The sequence below is a fragment of the Streptacidiphilus jeojiense genome (genome assembly GCF_000719095.1).
Taxonomy (GTDB): Bacteria; Actinomycetota; Actinomycetes; order Streptomycetales; family Streptomycetaceae; genus Streptacidiphilus; species Streptacidiphilus jeojiensis.
Genome location: NZ_JOEH01000006.1, coordinates 150,598 through 165,434, shown reverse-complemented (window position 1 = coordinate 165,434; position 14,837 = coordinate 150,598). Strand labels below are relative to the sequence as shown.

Sequence of the window (14,837 nt, the reverse complement as noted above, 5' to 3'; positions counted from 1 at the left end):
CGGTGGACCGGCTGCGACGCAACGGGCGCGGCGGCGGTCCCGGCGGAAGAAGATCCGTCATGATCCGAAAGAATCGTGTCCTTACCGGAGTGCTCGCCGCAGGCGCCGTCGCGGCCCTCGCGGCAGGCTGCTCCAGCAGCGGCACCAGCAGTGCCTCCTCGTCCGCGCCGACCACGGCAGCCGCCAGCGGATCGCCGGCCGGCGGATCCGCGGCGGGCGGCAGCACCACCCTGAAGACCGCCTCCTCGGCCGACGGCCAGATCCTGGTCGACGGGTCCGGGCGGGCGCTCTACCTGTTCGAGGCCGACACCGGCACCACCTCCGCCTGCAACGGCGCCTGCGCGGTCGCCTGGCCGCCGGACCACGCCACCGGAACACCGGTCACCAGCGGGCTCACCGCCTCGATGGTCGGCACCAGCACCAGGGCCGACAAGTCGACCCAGGTCACCTACGGCGGCCATCCGCTCTACTACTTCGTCAAGGACACCAAGGCCGGTGACATCAACGGCCAGGGCGTCACCGCCTTCGGCGGCGCCTGGTACCTGCTCGCCCCCGACGGCAGCGCGATCACCGGCTCCGGGAGCGCACCCAGCACCTCGCCCAGCAGCTCCGGCGGCTACGGCGGCTACTGAGCGGCGAGCGGCACCCGCCGGTCCGCGGTCCGGGAGCGACGGACCCAGCGCAGCACCAGCAGGCTGGCGACCGCGGCCAACGCGCACCAGGTCGACACGAAGGCCGTCTGCCACAGCAGCAGGCAGACCACCGCCCCCACACCGCAGGCCACCCCCACCGCACGGATGTCGCGCTGCCCGCTCGCGAGCAGCGCGCCCACCGTGGCCAGCAGGTATCCGGTACCGATCGGCACCGGACGGCCCACCCCGACGCCGTAGCGCAGGGTGTGCCCGTCGATCTGCGCACTGGCCCCGTGCCGGGCCACCGCGACGGCCAGCACCGCCGAGACCACCAGGCCGAGGAGCACCAGCGCCAGCAGCAGTCGGCGCCGGGCCGGCGAGACCGCGGCCCGTACCGCCAGTAGCACCCCGACCGGCACCAGCAGCGGCAGCAGCGGATAGGCGATCACGGCCCAGGCCGTCCGCGCCACCGCGGCCGTACCGGCACCCACCTCGCCTTCTGCGCCGCGCCAGACGACCGACTCGATCAGCTGGTGCAGGCCCAGCACCAGCGGCAGCGCGGCCAGCAGTGCGTCACGGCCGCGCCGCACCGAGGCCAGCGTGACCACCCCGACGGCGGTGACGGCGCCGCCCGCGACCAGGTCGGCGGTCGAACTCCAGCACATCGCACCAACGTAGCCGCCGTACGGGGGGATCGCTGGTTCAGCGTGCCGCAACGGGGGAGGACTCCATCCATGGCAACCATCGGACTCATCGGCAGCGGCAACATCGGCCAGGCCATCGCCAGGCAGGCGGTCGCCCACGGACACAACGTCGTGCTCAGCAACTCGCGCGGCCCGGAGACCCTGGCCGACGTCGTGGCCGCGCTCGGCCCGCTGGCGAGCGCGGCCACGGCGGCGGAGGCGGGCGCGACGGGCGACCTGGTCGTGGTCACCGTCCCGTTCAAGAACTACACCCGGATCCCGGCCGAGCCGCTGGGCGGCAAGACCGTGATCGACACCAACAACTACTACTTCGAGCGGGACGGCCACTTCCCGGACATCGACAGCGGCCGGACCTCGGTGAGCGAGGTGCTCGCCGCCCATCTGCCGGACTCCCACGTGGTCAAGGCGTTCAACAACATCGCCGCCGCCGCGATCGGCGACGAGGCCGCCCCGGCCGGCACCCCGAACCGGCGCGCGCTGCCGATCGCCGGGGACGACGCAGAGGCCAAGAAGACCGTGGCCGCCCTGATCGAGGAGTTCGGCTTCGACGTGGTCGACGCCGGCCCGCTGGCCGAGGGCCGGCGCTTCGACCGGGACAAGCCCGCCTACGGCCCGCACCTCACCGCCGAGCAGCTGCGGGAGGCGCTGGCGCAGGGGTGACCGCGACGGCGGGGCCGGACGGTTCAGCCGGGTGGTCCGGTCAGGGCCTGGTGCCGATGACCACGGTGGCGTCCAGTTCGTCCGAACCGGTGATCCGGGACAGCAGACCGCCGGCGGCGAAGACCGCGGCGGTCTGCTCGGCCTGGCGTTCGCTGGTCTCTATCAGCAGGCTGCCGCCCGGCGCCAGCCACCGGTCCGCCCCGGCGGCGACCCGCCGGTGCAGGTCCAGGCCGTCCGGGCCGCCGTCCAGGGCCACCCTGGCCTCGTGCACCCGCGCCTCGGTCGGCAGCAGGGCGATGGCCTCGGTGGGCACGTAGGGGGCGTTGACGACCAGCAGGTCGACCCGACCGCGCAGCCGCTCCGGCAGCGGGTCGTAGAGGTCGCCCTGGTGGACCGCGATACTCATGGCGCCGCAGTCGGGCGCGCCTCTGCCAGGGGCGGTGAGGTTGCGGCGGGCGCAGCGCACCGACGCCGGGTCGATGTCGGCGGCGTGCAGTTCGGCGGCGGGGGTTCCGGCGGCGGCCAGGTCCGCGAGCAGCGCCAGGCCCACCGCGCCGGTGCCGCAGCACAGGTCGACGACCACGGCGTCCGGCGGGGCGAGCGCTGCGGCCTGCCGCACCAGGAATTCGGTGCGCACCCGGGGCACGAAGACCTGCGGGTCCACCGCGACCCGCAGGCCGCAGAACCCGGCCCAGCCGAGGATGTGCTCCAGCGGGAGGCCGGCGGCCCGGCGGCGGACCATCGAGTCGAGCTCGGCCGGGGTGGTGGCGGCCGCGACGAGCAGCGCCGCCTCGTCCTCGGCGAAGACGCAGCCCGCGGCACGGAGCCGGGAGACCACGGCGTCGAGGCCGTCGGCCGGTGCGGCGGGGGAAGAGGGCAGAACGGGGAAGGACACAGGGAGCCTTTCGGGATACCGAAGGGCGCTCGTCCCGTCAGGGCCTCGGAGGAGTCCCGGAGGCCGGGGAGCGGAGCACCCGGACTGCGACAGCGGTAATGGGTCCCACCTCCTCGGTCGGTGTCTCTACTGGCCGAGCGCCACAGTACCCGATCGCCGCCGCGCGCACCGCCCTGCGGGAGGCCCGTTCCGGGCCGGGACCGCCGCCGTCTGGCATATGCACCCAACTCTCGTGCTTTGGCGTACTCTTGGGCCCGGCCAGAACCCACGGGGGCGGGTGGTCCGACGGCCGTTCGCGACCGCCCGGGGCGTAGCAGCGCACGCACCCCTGGGGCGAAGGAGACCGAACCGTGGTACCGCAGCGGCACTCGAGGGACACCCGAAGGCCGGGCCCGGCTGCCGGGTCCGTCGAGGACGGCGGGTCAGGACGCGCACAGCTGCGCGCCTACGACCGGATCGTCCTCGGCATGGATCCCGTCACCGTCCCGGGACCGGGCCCGGCGGAGCTGACGCCGGCCCGCCCGGCACCCCGCGCGTCCGGGCTGTTCGGCCTGCTGTGGTGCTGAACCCGCTGAGGTGCTGAGCCCACTGCGGCGCTGAGCCTGCTGCCGTGCCGAGTCGCCGCAGCGCCGGACGCCGGTCAGCCGTCCCGGCGCGGGTTGGCGCGTCGCGTGGGCTGCGCGGTGGCCGGGTCCCCGGGCCAGGGATGCCGCGGGTAGCGGCCGCGCAGGTCGGCCCGGACCGCGCGGTAGCCGTCGCGCCAGAAGGACGCCAGATCACCGGTGACGGCCGCGGGACGGCCCGCGGGCGACAGCAGATGCACCGTCAGCGGAACGCGTCCGTCCGCCAGTCGCGGGGTCTCCTGCCAGCCGAACAGCTCCTGCAGCTTGACCGCGAGCACCGGCCGGTCAGCGGAGTAGTCGACCCGGATCCGTGATCCGGTGGGAACGGTGATCCGCTCCGGGGCCAACTCGTCCAGCCGTCCGGCCTGGCCCGAGGCCCAGGGCAGCAGCCTGGCCAGCGCCGACGCCGTACCGATGCGCTCCAGGTCCGAGCGGCGCCGGGCCCGGGAGAGCTCCGGCTCCAGCCATGCGTCGGCCTGTTCCAGCAGCGCCCCGTCGGAGACGTCGGGCCAGGGCTCGCCGAGCTCGCGGTGCAGGAACGCCAGCCGCTGCCGAAGTCCGGTTGCCTCGGCCGACCAGGTCAGCAACCCGCCGACACCCTCGGCGGCCAGCCCCTCCAGCAGGGCCGCCTGCAGCAGGGCCCGGTCCGGGGCGGGCAGCGGCTCGGCCGCGAGCTCCACCGCCCCCAGCGACTCGACCCTGCGGGCGACCACATCGCCGCGCCGGGATCCCGGCGGCACAACCCAGCGGACCTCCTCACGCACCGTCAGCAGCGAGGCGCCGGCACGTCGGGCGGTGGCCTCGTCGAGAGCCGCGGCCAGCTGCACCCGCGCGGACGGCGACCCGGCCGGACGGTCGGCGACGGCCACCGCGATCCACTCGGCACCGGACAGGGCGGAGCCGGCCGCGGACTCGGCGGCGGTGCCGGAGGCCATCAGATAGGAGGCGCGGGCTCCCGGCTCGGGGGCGCCGCCGCGCGCCCTGGCGATGCGCTCGGGGAAGGCCAGCGCGACGACCAGGCCGGCCGCCGTAGCATCGGGCACCGCTCGGTCCGCACGCCGGGTCCCGGCACCGTCCTCCTTGGAGTCCCCGGCGTCCGGCTGCCGCCGCAGCCGGCGGACCTCCTCGCGCCAGCGGGCCGCATAGGGGTCGCGCCCGGTCCTGACGGTGCGCCAGACTGCGGTCAGATCGTCGCCGAGGGCCCGCGGCGGCTCCTCGGAGAGCAGCGCCACCAGCTCCGCCGCCCGCTCCGCGCCCACCGGCGCGGCACCGTCCAGCAGCGCCCGGGCCAGCCGGGGGTGCAGCCCGGTGCGGGCGATCCGGGTACCCCGGGCGGTCGCCCGCCCGTCGGCGTCGACCGCGCCCAGCGCGGTCAGCGTCTCCCGGGCGGCGGCCATCGCACCGTCCGGCGGCGGGTCGGGCAGGGCGAGCCCCTGGCCGCCGGGGGCGCCCCAGCAGGCGGCCTGCAGCGCGAAGGAGGTCAGGTCGGCCTGGAGGATCTCCGGCGTGGGCAGGGCCCGGGCCCTGGCGTCCTCGACCTCGGCCCAGCATCGGTAGACGGCGCCGGGGCCCTCGCGTCCGGCCCGGCCCGCCCGCTGCCGCCCGGTCGCCAGCGAGGCCCGCACGGTGACCAGGCTGGACAGCCCGCGCGCATGGTCCGTGCGCGGTTCCCTGGCCAGCCCGCAGTCCACCACGCTGCGCACCCCCGGCACGGTCAGCGAGGACTCCGCCACGGAGGTGGACAGCACGATCCGGCGGCGGTCGCCGGCCGGGCTGAGCACCGCGTCCTGGACCGCGCGGTCGGCCCGGCCGTGCAGCTGCAGCACCTCCGCCGCTCCCCCGGCGCCGGCCAGCAGTCCGGCGACCCTGGTGATCTCGCCGGCGCCGGGCAGGAAGCACAGCACGTCCCCGTCCCGCTCGCGCAGCGCCCTCAGCACGGTCGCGGCGACCTGCTCCAACAGCGCCGGATCGGTGCGCAGGCCCTGCGGCGGCCGGACCGGACGCGGCGGCGGCGCCCAGACCACCTCGACCGGGTACTGGATCCCCTGCGCCGCCACCACCGGCGCCGGAGCGCCGTCCCCGAGCAGCGCCGCCCAGGCCGCGGTGTCGGAGGTCGCCGAGGCGCAGAGCAGCTGCAGCTCCGGGCGGAGCGCGGCCCGTACGTCCAGCAGGAAGGCCAGTGCGGTGTCCGCGTCCAGATGCCGTTCGTGGCACTCGTCCAGCAGCACCACGTCCACGCCGGAGAGCTCCTGGTCCCGTTGCAGCCGCTGCAGCAGCACCCCGGTGGTGACCACCTCGACCACGGCGCGCGGCCCCATCCGGCGCTCCCCGCGTACGGTGAAGCCGACGTCCTCGCCCACCGGAGTCCCCAGCAGCCAGGCCATCCGCCGCGCGGCCGCGCGGACCGCCAGCCGCCTCGGCTCGGCGACCAGCACCCTTCGCCGCTCACCCGGGGCGCCCGCGGTACCAGCGCCGGGGTCGCCGTCTACCAGCCCGGCCAGCGCCAGCGGCACCAGCGTGGTCTTGCCGGTCCCGGGCGGTGCTTCGAGCACGGCCGCGCCGCGCTCCGCGAGAGCGCGCCGCAGCTCGGGCAGGGCGCTGCGGACCGGGAGATCGAGCCAGGCGGGGTTCACCCGGGCAGTCTCGCATCCGCCTTCCCCGCTCCCGTGCTCCCCCGGCTGTGCAGAATGGCCCGATGACCGACTTCCTGGTAATCGGCGAGAGCATCGCCGACATCGTCCGAGCGCCCGGGCAGGCCGATGTGCCGCACCCCGGCGGCAGCCCCGCCAACGTCGCCTACGGCCTGGCCAGGCTCGGCCGCGACACCGCGCTGCTGACCCAGCTCGGGGACGACGCCATGGGCGCGCTGATCTCCGCCCATCTGCGCTCGGCCGGGGTGTCGCTGCTGTCCGACGGCCAGCAGGACGTGCGGACGTCGACCGCGCTGGTCACCCTGGACGCCCGCGGCCAGGCCGGCTACACCTTCGACATCGACTGGACGCTGCGTCCCACCCCGCTGCCGTTCACGCCGTGCCATGTCCACCTGGGGTCGATCGCGGCCGTCAAGGACCCGGGGTCGGAGACCGTCGCCGCCCTGGCCGGATCGCTGCGCGGGCGGGCCACGGTCAGCTACGACCCCAACGTACGGCCCGCGTTGATGGGTGACCGGCCGGAGGCGGTGCGGCGGGTCGAGCGCTGCGTGGCGCTGAGCGACCTGGTCAAGGCCAGTGACGAGGACCTGGACTGGCTCTACCCCGGGGTCCCGGTGCCGGACGTCGCCGCGCGCTGGCTGGCGCTGGGCCCCGAGCTGGTACTGGTCACCAGGGGCGGTGCCGGCGCCACCGGCTTCACCAGCAGCGACACGGTGACCGCAGCCGCGGTCCGCACCACCGTCGTGGACACCGTCGGCGCCGGCGACTCCTTCATGTCCGCGTCTCTGGACGCCCTGGCCACCCTCGACCTGCTCGGTGCCCCGGCCCGGCCGAACCTGGCAGCTCTGACCGCCGACACGGTGCACGGGATCCTCACCCACGCCGGCCGGGCAGCCGCCCTCACCGTCTCCCGCGCCGGCGCCAACCCCCCGGACCGGGAGGAGCTCCAGAGGGCCTGACCGTCCGATCATGTGATCGTCCGACGGTGGTCAGTGGACCAGGTGGCCGCTCCCCTCCTCAATGAAGCGGACGGCCCAGCCGAAACCGCTGAGGGTGGTCGAGGCCACCTTCCGGACCTCGATCACCTGGCAGCCGTCATGGGCGTACTTGCCCGCGAACCGCTCCAGGCGGTGGGCGTCGTCGAGCTCCTCCATGGACAACGGCGCACCGAGCACCAGGTCCTCGTGGACGGTCGTTCCGAGCGAGCTGTCGTCGGTACAGGTTCGGCATTCGTGTGCTTCGGGGACGGCCATGGTGTCCAGTGTGCTCCTGCAGCGGCCGCGCGGACGGATCCCCGGCGGACCGTGTAGGAGCCCTACATGGTTCGGCATAGCAATCGTCGATGGTGCTGAATGCTCGGCAGCGCCGATCCTGGATCCATGATCGGAACCAACGCGCTCCTGGGCGTCTCGGCGGTGGCGCTCGGCATGGTGCTCACGCCAGGACCCAACATGATGTACCTGGTCTCGCGCAGCATCACCCAGGGGCGCCGGGCCGGGGCGGTCTCGCTGGCCGGGGTCGCCGTCGGCTTCCTGCTCTACCTCTGCGCGGCCAACCTCGGGCTGTCGCTGGTGTTCCTGGCCGTCCCCGGGCTCTACCTCGCGGTCAAGCTCGCCGGGGCCGGCTACCTGGCCTGGCTCGCCTGGAAGGCGCTGCGCCCGGGCGGGGTCTCGGTCTTCACCCCGCAGCCGCTGGCCCCGGACTCACCCCGGCGGCTCTTCTCGATGGGACTGCTGACCAATCTGCTGAACCCCAAGATCGCGGTCATGTACCTCTCGCTGATCCCGCAGTTCATCGACGTCAGGGCGGGCGACGTACTGCTCCAGGGCTTCGTCCTGGGCAGCGTGCAGATCGCCGTCAGCCTGGCGGTGAACCTGGCCATCGTCCTCGCCGCGGGCAGCATCGCGCTGTTCCTGGCCCGCCGCCCGGCGTGGCTCAGGATCCAGCGCTACCTGATGGGCACGGTCCTCGGCGCCCTCGCGGTCAGACTCGCCACCGAACACGCCCCGGCCACCCCGGCCTGACCCGGCAGGCGATCAGCGGTCAGCTTGCGACCTCCGCCTTCGGCGTGCCCCTGACCACCAGCTCGTCGAGCAGCGTCCTGGTGGCCTCCGCCACCGCCTCGACGGCCGCGTCGAACGCGTCCTTGTTGTGCGCGGCCGGCGCCCGGAACCCCGACACCTTCCGCACGTACTGCAGGGCAGCCGCCCTGATGTCCTCGTCCTCCACCACGGGCATGACCGGCGGGCGGAGCGTCTTGATGCTTCGGCACATACCTCCAGTGTGCGCGCCCGGCGGCGGTGCTTCAGCCGAGATCGGCGATGCGGGCCAGGTCGGGGGGCGGGGCGGAGAAGGTGACGAGTTTCTGTTCGGCGTCGTCGGCGAGTTGCAGCACGACGTGGGTGAGGGTCAGTTCGCCGAGGAGGGGGTGGCGCAGCAGTTTGGTGCCCGAGCCGAGCGGGGTGATGTCGTGGCGGGGCCACCAGGCGCGGACCTCGGGGCTGGCGGCGTGGAGGCGGTCGATCAGGGCCGCGAAGCCGGGGTCGCCAGGGTGCCGGGCGGCGGCGGAGCGGAAGCGGCCGAGCAGGGCGGAGGCCTCGCCCGGCCAGTCCACCAGGACCTCGCGGGCGGCGGGGGCGGTGAACATCCACCAGAGCAGATTGCGCTCGGCGGCCGGGAGCGCGGGCCAGTCCGTCCACAGGGCGCGGGCGGCGCGGTTGGACGCCAGCACGTCCCAGTGGCGGCCGGTGACGTAGGTGGGGCACGGGTCCAGCCGGTCGACCAGCGCCACCACGGCGGGCGAGAGCCGCTCGACGCCAGGGACCGTCGCGGGGACGCCGTGCACCAGTTCGTGGACGTGCGCGCGCTCGGCGGTGTCCAGCCGCAGCGCCGCGGCCAGCGCGTCGACCACCTGGCGGGAGGGGTTCAACTCACGTCCCTGCTCCAGATAGGCGTAGTAGGTCGAGGAGATCGCGGCTAGCTGCGCCACCTCCTCCCGGCGCAGCCCCCGGGTGCGCCGCCGGGAGCCCTCCGGCAGGCCGACGTCGGCCGGCCGCAGCCGCTCGCGGCGGGAGCGCAGCAGCTCGCCCAATTCCTTGGCCCGGATCGCGGCCTGCGACATCCTGGTACTCCGGTTACTAGGAAGAGTGTGCTGTGGCTACCACCTTAGGGAGGTGGTTGGGTTCTCGGCATGACCTCCGTTTCCGCGCGCCCTGTTCCGATCCGCACCGAACACGTCACCGTCCCGGTGGGCGTCGATGACTCCGCGCCGATGGGCGGTTACCTCGCCCGACCGGACTCCGCAGGGGTGTTCCCGGCCGTGCTGGTCGCGATGGAACTCTTCGGCGTCGACTCCCATGTCCGCGATGTCTGCGACCACCTGGCCGGACTCGGCTTCGTCGCCCTCGCGCCGGACTTCCACCACCGCACCGATCCCGGCGTCGAGCTGCCCCGCGAACAGGCGGGCCGGGACCGGGGGTTCGAGCTGCTGCAACTTCTGACGCGGGATCAGGTGCTGGCCGACGTCGGCGCGTCCATCGACTTCGTATACTCTCTCGGCAGCCCCCGGGTGGGCATGGTCGGCCTCAGCATGGGCGGCCACATCGCCTACCTGGCCGCGACCGAGTTCGACCTGGACGCCGTCGCGGTCTTCTACGGCGGCTGGCTCACCGGCAGCGAGATCCCGCTCAGCCGCCCCGAACCCACCCTCTCCCGCACCGGCCGGATCACCGGCAGGCTGCTCTACCTGGTCGGCGCCGACGACCACGTCATCTCCACAGCCGAACAGCAGGCGATCGCCTCCGCGCTCAAGGAATCAGGCGTCCGCCACGAGTTCGTGACCTACCCGGACCGCGGCCACGGCTTCCTGGGCACCGACCCGGACACCGCCGACGACGCCTGGTCCCGGGTGCACGCCCTGCTGGCAACGGAATAGGCGGGCCCGGGACTTCCCTTCTTCCGCCGAGCGACCCAACCTGTCTCCATGCGACTGGACGGACGGGCGGCGATCGTCACCGGGGGTTCCCGGGGCATCGGATTCGCGGTCGCCCAGGGGCTGTTGGCGTCCGGTGCCGATGTGCTGCTGACGGCGCGGGACGGCATCGGAGTCGAGGAGGCCGTCGAGCGGCTGAGGGCGGGCGGAGGCAGCGGTGAGCGGCGCGGCCGGGTCGAGGGCCGTACCGGTTCGGCCGGGGACCCGGACGCCACCGACCGTTGGGTGCGCAGTTGCCTGGAGCTGTTCGGCTCCGTCGACTTCGTGGTGAACAACGCCGGGGCCAACCAGCCGCTGGCCCCGGCCGTCAACGGCGATCCGGCGGTCTGGCTGGACACCTTCGCCGTCAATGTGCACGGCCCGCTCGCCCTGGTCCGGGCGGCCTGGCAGGTCTGGATGCGGGAGCACGGCGGCGCGGTGGTGAACGTGGTCACCGAGGGCGTCCACGGCGCCGGCCCCGGGCTGGCCGCCTACGAGACCAGCAAGGCGGCGCTGCTGCAGCTCACCCGTCACCTGGCCGCCGAACTCGCCCCCGGGGTGCGGGTCAACTCGGTCTCCCCGGGCCTGGTGCGCACCGAACTGGCCCGGCACTACTGGGAGCCGGCCGAGCGGCAACTGGCCTCCGCCACCCCGATGCGGCGTCTCGGCGAACCGGAGGACATCGCTGCGGCCGTGGTCTGGTTGCTCTCCCCCGCCGCCGCCTGGGTCACCGGCACCGACCTGCTGGTCGACGGCGGCCGCAGGGTCGCCCCGCGGCGTTGAGCTCCGGCACCGGATCGGTCGGATAGCCTGGCTGGCCTGGAACGGAGCGGGGAAGAGCGGAGGAGGGCCGGCGATGCGCGCAGCGCGCCTGCTGTCCCTCGTCCTGCTGCTGCAGAACCGGGGGCGGCTGACCGCGGAGGAGCTCGCCGGGGAACTGGGCGTCTCGGTGCGGACCGTCTACCGGGACATCGAGTCGCTGAGCGGCGCGGGCATCCCGGTGTACGGGGACGCCGGGCACCGCGGCGGCTACCAACTGCTCGACGGTTACCGGACCCGGCTGACCGGGTTGCACGCCGACGAGGCGGAGTCGCTGTTCCTGGCCGGGCTGCCGGGCGCGGCGGCCGATCTGGGCCTCGGCGAGGTGCTCGCCGCCGCCCAGCTGAAGCTGACGGCGGCGCTGCCGGCCCCGCTGCGGGACCGGTCAGGACGGATCCGCGAGCGGTTCCACCTGGACGCCCTCGGCTGGTACCGGGAGCAGGACTCGCCGCCCGGCCTCGCGGTGCTCGCCGACGCCGTGTGGAACCAGCGCCGGATCCGGGTGCGCTACCACCGCTGGGCGGCCCCGCAGGAGGTCGAGCGCGAGCTCGACCCGTACGGCCTGGTCCTCAAGGCGGGTGTCTGGTACCTGGTCGCGGCGGTGGCGGGCACGCAGGACGCCGTGCGGACCTACCGGGTGTCGCAGATCCTGCGCCTGGAGGTGGACGAGGGGACCGGCTTCGAGCGTCCCGCCGGGTTCGACCTCGCGGCGTTCTGGCGGGACTACCTCGACGGCTACGACGCGCGCCGACTGCGGCTTCAGGCCTCGGTCCGGATCGCCCCGGCGATGTTCTCGGCGCTCCCCGACCGGCTGGACGCGGCCCTGGTGCGGGCGGTCCAGGCCTCGGCCGGCCCGCCGGACGCCGAGGGCTGGGTCACCGTGACGGTCCCGCTGGAGTCGGTGGAGCTCGCGGTGCCGACGCTGCTGTCGCTGGGACCGGAGGTCGAGGTGCTTGCCCCGGAGGAACTGCGTCGCGCGGTCGCCGGGACGGCGGCGGCGGTCCTGGCCCGGTACCGGCCGGCCGGGGACGGAGTCCGGAGCAGCAGCGCCGAGGCCAGTGTCGCCAGCAGTGCGAGCGCGGCCAGCACCGCGAAGCCGTAGCGGGTGTCACTGTGGTCGGTGACCCCGGCCACCAGGAACATCACCCCGACGGTGGCCGCCAGCCCGCCTCCGTTGGCCAGGCCGAACGCCCTGCCGACCGAGGCGTCGTCGGCCGAGGCCATCAGCATGGTCCGGGAGGCGATCCTGGCCTGGCCGAAGACGAAGGCGCCCAGCGGCACCCCGACCAGGTAGCCGGCGATCCCGAACTGGCTCTGCAGCACCAGCCCGACATTGCACAGCAGGAAGCCGACCACGGCGATGCGCAGGTCCGGGTAGCGCCTGCTGACGATCCGGTAGCACCCGGTGGCGGCCAGGAAGCCGAGGCTGCCGAGGGCGTCCACGGCGCCGAACATGCCGGCGCCCAGGTGGAGTTCGCCGATGACGGCGGTGGGCAGCAGTGCGTTGAAGACCGTGACGACCACGCTGCCCTGGGCGTAGAGCAGGATGAAGCGACGGACCCGCAGCGGTTGCGCGGGGACAGCGGGCATGGCGGGTACGACGGGGGAAGCAGGGGCATCGGCAGGGGCTGTCTGCGCGGCGGCCTCGGTCCGGCGTCCCACCGCGGCGACGCAGAGCGCGGAGACGGCGAAGGTCCCCGCGTTGAAGACCAGCAGCGGCACCGCGCCGAAGGCCTGCACCGCCAGCCCGCCCACCGTCGCCGACAGCAGCATCCCCGCCTGCGTCCCGGTCTCGTAGTGGGCGTTGAACCGCCGGAGCCGCTCCGGTGCCACCCGCTCCTTGATCAGTGCCGAGCTGGCCGGGAAGAACAGGGCGCTGACGACGGCGAGAGCGAGGTTGGCGGTGTAGACGCCCGGGCCCTGGGCGCCGCCGCAGGCCAGCCAGAGCGGCAGGCCCAGGGCCAGCACCGCGCTGGTGGCGTCGCAGCCGATCCACAGCGCCCGCCGGTCGAAGCGGTCGGCGATCCGTCCGAAGAGGGGCGACAGCAGCGCCTGCGGTCCGGCGACCGCGATGAACAGCCAGCCCACGGCCATCATCGTCCGCTGCTCCCTGATCATGAGCAGCGCTCCCGCGATCAGCTGGACGTTGTTGCCGAGGGCGGTGGCGAAGGCGGCCGGCACGAGCAGGCGCTCGGCCCGGCGCTGGTGGTGGTGGTGGCTGAGGTTCATGCCATCAGTGTCGGAACATCCACTGACACCTTCTGTCAGGGGAAAATCGGCAGCACTACCCGGGTAGGCGTACTCACGACGGCCGCCGTGCCCTCGGCCAGAATGGGGCCCATGCTCAGCGACTTCGCCCGCCGCGTCCTGCCTCTGCTCGGACATCTGGAGGTCACCGGCGACGCCCCAGAGGGTCCCGCGCCCGGCAGCATCGTCGCGGCCAACCACAGCTCGCTGATCGATCCCGGCGTGGTGCTGGCGGCGCTGGCCCGGCGCGGGGTGCCCGACCCGGTGGTGCTGGCCGCCGCCGGGCTGTGGCGGATCCCGGTGCTGGGCGGACGGCTGCGCGCCGAGGGCCACATCCCGGTCCGCCGCGGCGAGCAGCGGGCCGCGGAGGCCCTGGTGACGGCGGCCGAGGCGCTGGCGGACGGACGGGTGGTGGTGATCTACCCGGAGGGACGGCTGCCGCGCCGGCGCGACTCGGGAGACCGCGACCCCGAGCCCTTCCGCACCGGCCTGGCCCGGCTGGCGCTGGCCACCGGGGCGCCGGTGGTCCCGGTCGGCCAGACCGGCGCCCGCAGGATCACCTCCGGCAGCCGTGGCAAGCAGCTCGCCGGGCTGGTCACCGCACCGCTGCGCCGCCCCGACCTGCACGTCCACTTCGGCGCCCCGATCCGGCTCACCGGGACCCCGGCGGAGGCGACGGCCCAGGCGTACGCGGCCGTCGCCCGGGCCCGCCGGACCGCGGCGGGGCCCGGTGAGCGGTCGGCCGACGAGCTGCTGCGCCAGGAACCGCTGCTCCACGAGCCTTCGCTCAGCGCGGACCTGACGGAGCGTGTGCCAGCACCGCGGTGACCTCGACGTCCTGGATCAGCGGCTTCCCGGACGGCAGCGACCAGCGGATCCGCTGGGCCAACTCGGTGCGCTGCGGCTCCGGGGGCAGCGACTCGGCCGAGAAGGTCGAGAACAGTCCGCCGATGAGCTGATCCACCGTCAACTCGTCCGTGTGGCGCAGCGCGATCTCCCCCACGTCGCGGTACCCGGCGGCCTCCAGGGCCCGGGCGTAGCGGGCCCGGTCGTGCGGGGAGCCGCCGCCGGTCGGACCAGGACGGGTGCCGAAGTAGGCCTCCAGGCAGTCCCGCAGCGCATGCGACCAGTCGGAGTCCTGCAGCCAGAGCGGGGCTCCGCCGGCCACCACCGCGACCCCTCCCCCGGGGCGCAGCAGCGGCAACAGCCGGGGGAACAGCACCTCGTGGCGCATCCAGTGCAGTGCCTGCCCCACCAGGACCGTCGCCAGTCTCCCCGTGCCGATCTGGGCTCCGATCTCCGGCAGGTCCGCGTCGGACCCCAGCACCCACACCGTGTTGCCGGCCCCGGCCGCCGCGGCGGCCTCCCCGGCGAACCGCAGCATGTCCGGCTCGGGGTCCAGTCCGATCACCGCGCCCACCCTGGCCGCCGCCGGAACGCCCAACTGGCCTGTCCCGCAGCCCAGATCCAGAACCGCGTCGTCCTTGGTCCATCCGAACTCCGCCTGCAGCGCGTCGAAGAGCCCGGAGGGATACCCGCGCCGGTACTTGGCGTAGTACTCGGCCACCTCACCGCTGAATCCCGTACCCATGCCCCAACTCTGCCCGATCACCGGCGATCACACGCCGGATCGGTC

The 14,837-nt window shown here is 74.4% G+C and carries 16 protein-coding genes and 1 pseudogene; 9 read left to right on the top strand and 8 right to left on the bottom strand.

Annotated elements, in window-relative coordinates; all coding sequences use genetic code 11:
* The first annotated feature begins 59 nt into the window (after positions 1-59).
* A complete protein-coding gene (locus IF29_RS0109265; RefSeq protein WP_030252213.1) occupies positions 60-632 on the top strand; it encodes a COG4315 family predicted lipoprotein in 573 nt (190 codons plus the stop codon).
* On the opposite strand, the gene IF29_RS0109260 is transcribed toward IF29_RS0109265, so the two are convergent.
* The gene (locus IF29_RS0109260) at positions 626-1,240 is read right to left on the bottom strand and encodes a DUF6629 family protein (protein WP_269664997.1); all 615 of its coding nucleotides are present in this window, start codon (positions 1,238-1,240) and stop codon (positions 626-628) included. The two genes, IF29_RS0109265 and IF29_RS0109260, sit on opposite strands and share 7 nt — an antisense overlap.
* Here IF29_RS0109260 and IF29_RS0109255 point away from each other — a divergent pair.
* Complete coding sequence (locus IF29_RS0109255; protein ID WP_269664996.1) at positions 1,166-1,996, top strand: NADPH-dependent F420 reductase; 831 nt, start codon at positions 1,166-1,168, stop codon at positions 1,994-1,996. The two genes, IF29_RS0109260 and IF29_RS0109255, sit on opposite strands and share 75 nt — an antisense overlap.
* 40 nt (positions 1,997-2,036) lie before the next feature.
* Here the strand turns inward: IF29_RS0109255 and IF29_RS0109250 are convergent, their stop codons facing one another.
* Positions 2,037-2,891, bottom strand: a complete 855-nt coding sequence (locus tag IF29_RS0109250) for a putative protein N(5)-glutamine methyltransferase (RefSeq protein ID WP_232242077.1) — start codon at positions 2,889-2,891, stop codon at positions 2,037-2,039.
* A 350-nt stretch (positions 2,892-3,241) separates the two neighbouring features.
* Between IF29_RS0109250 and IF29_RS0109245 the strand changes: the two genes are divergently transcribed.
* Entirely contained in the window at positions 3,242-3,457 is a 216-nt protein-coding gene (locus IF29_RS0109245; RefSeq protein WP_030252205.1) for a hypothetical protein, read from the top strand.
* A 74-nt stretch (positions 3,458-3,531) separates the two neighbouring features.
* Here the strand turns inward: IF29_RS0109245 and hrpB are convergent, their stop codons facing one another.
* Positions 3,532-6,147, bottom strand: a complete 2,616-nt coding sequence (gene hrpB / locus IF29_RS0109240) for an ATP-dependent helicase HrpB (protein ID WP_030252204.1) — start codon at positions 6,145-6,147, stop codon at positions 3,532-3,534.
* 62 nt (positions 6,148-6,209) lie between these two features.
* Between hrpB and IF29_RS0109235 the strand changes: the two genes are divergently transcribed.
* Positions 6,210-7,124, top strand: a complete 915-nt coding sequence (locus IF29_RS0109235) for a carbohydrate kinase family protein (RefSeq protein ID WP_030252202.1) — start codon at positions 6,210-6,212, stop codon at positions 7,122-7,124.
* 30 nt (positions 7,125-7,154) lie between these two features.
* Here IF29_RS0109235 and IF29_RS0109230 read toward each other — a convergent pair whose 3' ends face one another.
* Positions 7,155-7,418 (bottom strand): hypothetical protein, encoded by a 264-nt coding sequence (locus tag IF29_RS0109230; protein WP_037594684.1) that lies wholly within the window; start codon positions 7,416-7,418, stop codon positions 7,155-7,157.
* A 126-nt stretch (positions 7,419-7,544) separates the two neighbouring features.
* On the opposite strand from IF29_RS0109230, the gene IF29_RS0109225 reads away from it, so the two are divergent.
* Positions 7,545-8,189 (top strand): LysE family translocator, encoded by a 645-nt coding sequence (locus IF29_RS0109225; RefSeq protein WP_030252199.1) that lies wholly within the window; start codon positions 7,545-7,547, stop codon positions 8,187-8,189.
* Between the two features lie 19 nt (positions 8,190-8,208).
* On the opposite strand, the gene IF29_RS0109220 is transcribed toward IF29_RS0109225, so the two are convergent.
* Both IF29_RS0109220 and IF29_RS0109215 read right to left on the bottom strand, forming a co-directional pair.
* A complete protein-coding gene (locus IF29_RS0109220; RefSeq protein WP_030252197.1) occupies positions 8,209-8,439 on the bottom strand; it encodes a DUF2277 domain-containing protein in 231 nt (76 codons plus the stop codon).
* A 31-nt stretch (positions 8,440-8,470) separates the two neighbouring features.
* A complete protein-coding gene (locus IF29_RS0109215) occupies positions 8,471-9,286 on the bottom strand; it encodes a helix-turn-helix transcriptional regulator (protein WP_030252194.1) in 816 nt (271 codons plus the stop codon).
* A gap of 69 nt (positions 9,287-9,355) precedes the next feature.
* On the opposite strand from IF29_RS0109215, the gene IF29_RS0109210 reads away from it, so the two are divergent.
* The 3 genes from IF29_RS0109210 (at position 9,356) to IF29_RS44735 (ending at position 12,056) form a co-directional block, all read left to right on the top strand.
* On the top strand, positions 9,356-10,099 hold the full coding sequence (locus IF29_RS0109210) for a dienelactone hydrolase family protein (RefSeq protein ID WP_030252191.1): 744 nt from the start codon (positions 9,356-9,358) through the stop codon (positions 10,097-10,099).
* Between the two features lie 48 nt (positions 10,100-10,147).
* Positions 10,148-10,918 carry an SDR family oxidoreductase gene (locus IF29_RS0109205; protein ID WP_030252188.1) on the top strand — a complete coding sequence of 257 codons (771 nt, stop codon included), beginning with the start codon at positions 10,148-10,150 and terminating at the stop codon, positions 10,916-10,918.
* 73 nt (positions 10,919-10,991) lie between these two features.
* Positions 10,992-12,056, top strand: coding sequence for a helix-turn-helix transcriptional regulator (locus tag IF29_RS44735; protein ID WP_084713797.1), 1,065 nt, complete (start codon positions 10,992-10,994; stop codon positions 12,054-12,056).
* On the opposite strand, the pseudogene IF29_RS0109200 reads toward IF29_RS44735, so the two are convergent.
* Positions 12,011-13,183, bottom strand: a pseudogene (locus tag IF29_RS0109200) (MFS transporter); the annotation flags it as partial. The gene IF29_RS44735 and the pseudogene IF29_RS0109200 overlap by 46 nt on opposite strands.
* 111 nt (positions 13,184-13,294) lie before the next feature.
* On the opposite strand from IF29_RS0109200, the gene IF29_RS0109195 reads away from it, so the two are divergent.
* Entirely contained in the window at positions 13,295-14,029 is a 735-nt protein-coding gene (locus IF29_RS0109195) for a lysophospholipid acyltransferase family protein (RefSeq protein WP_063757460.1), read from the top strand.
* On the opposite strand, the gene IF29_RS0109190 is transcribed toward IF29_RS0109195, so the two are convergent.
* The gene (locus tag IF29_RS0109190; protein ID WP_030252183.1) at positions 13,989-14,792 is read right to left on the bottom strand and encodes a class I SAM-dependent methyltransferase; all 804 of its coding nucleotides are present in this window, start codon (positions 14,790-14,792) and stop codon (positions 13,989-13,991) included. The genes IF29_RS0109195 and IF29_RS0109190 overlap by 41 nt on opposite strands.
* Positions 14,793-14,837: the final 45 nt, after the last annotated feature.

Coding starts and splice junctions, on each gene's coding strand:
- IF29_RS0109230 (WP_037594684.1), bottom strand. CDS start 7,418: ATGGCCGTCCCCGAAGCACACGAATGCCGAACCTGTACCGACGACAGC.
- IF29_RS0109190 (WP_030252183.1), bottom strand. CDS start 14,792: ATGGGTACGGGATTCAGCGGTGAGGTGGCCGAGTACTACGCCAAGTAC.
- IF29_RS0109210 (WP_030252191.1), top strand. CDS start 9,356: ATGACCTCCGTTTCCGCGCGCCCTGTTCCGATCCGCACCGAACACGTC.
- IF29_RS44735 (WP_084713797.1), top strand. CDS start 10,992: ATGCGCGCAGCGCGCCTGCTGTCCCTCGTCCTGCTGCTGCAGAACCGG.
- IF29_RS0109225 (WP_030252199.1), top strand. CDS start 7,545: ATGATCGGAACCAACGCGCTCCTGGGCGTCTCGGCGGTGGCGCTCGGC.
- IF29_RS0109235 (WP_030252202.1), top strand. CDS start 6,210: ATGACCGACTTCCTGGTAATCGGCGAGAGCATCGCCGACATCGTCCGA.
- IF29_RS0109265 (WP_030252213.1), top strand. CDS start 60: ATGATCCGAAAGAATCGTGTCCTTACCGGAGTGCTCGCCGCAGGCGCC.
- IF29_RS0109215 (WP_030252194.1), bottom strand. CDS start 9,286: ATGTCGCAGGCCGCGATCCGGGCCAAGGAATTGGGCGAGCTGCTGCGC.
- IF29_RS0109195 (WP_063757460.1), top strand. CDS start 13,295: ATGCTCAGCGACTTCGCCCGCCGCGTCCTGCCTCTGCTCGGACATCTG.
- IF29_RS0109220 (WP_030252197.1), bottom strand. CDS start 8,439: ATGTGCCGAAGCATCAAGACGCTCCGCCCGCCGGTCATGCCCGTGGTG.
- IF29_RS0109205 (WP_030252188.1), top strand. CDS start 10,148: ATGCGACTGGACGGACGGGCGGCGATCGTCACCGGGGGTTCCCGGGGC.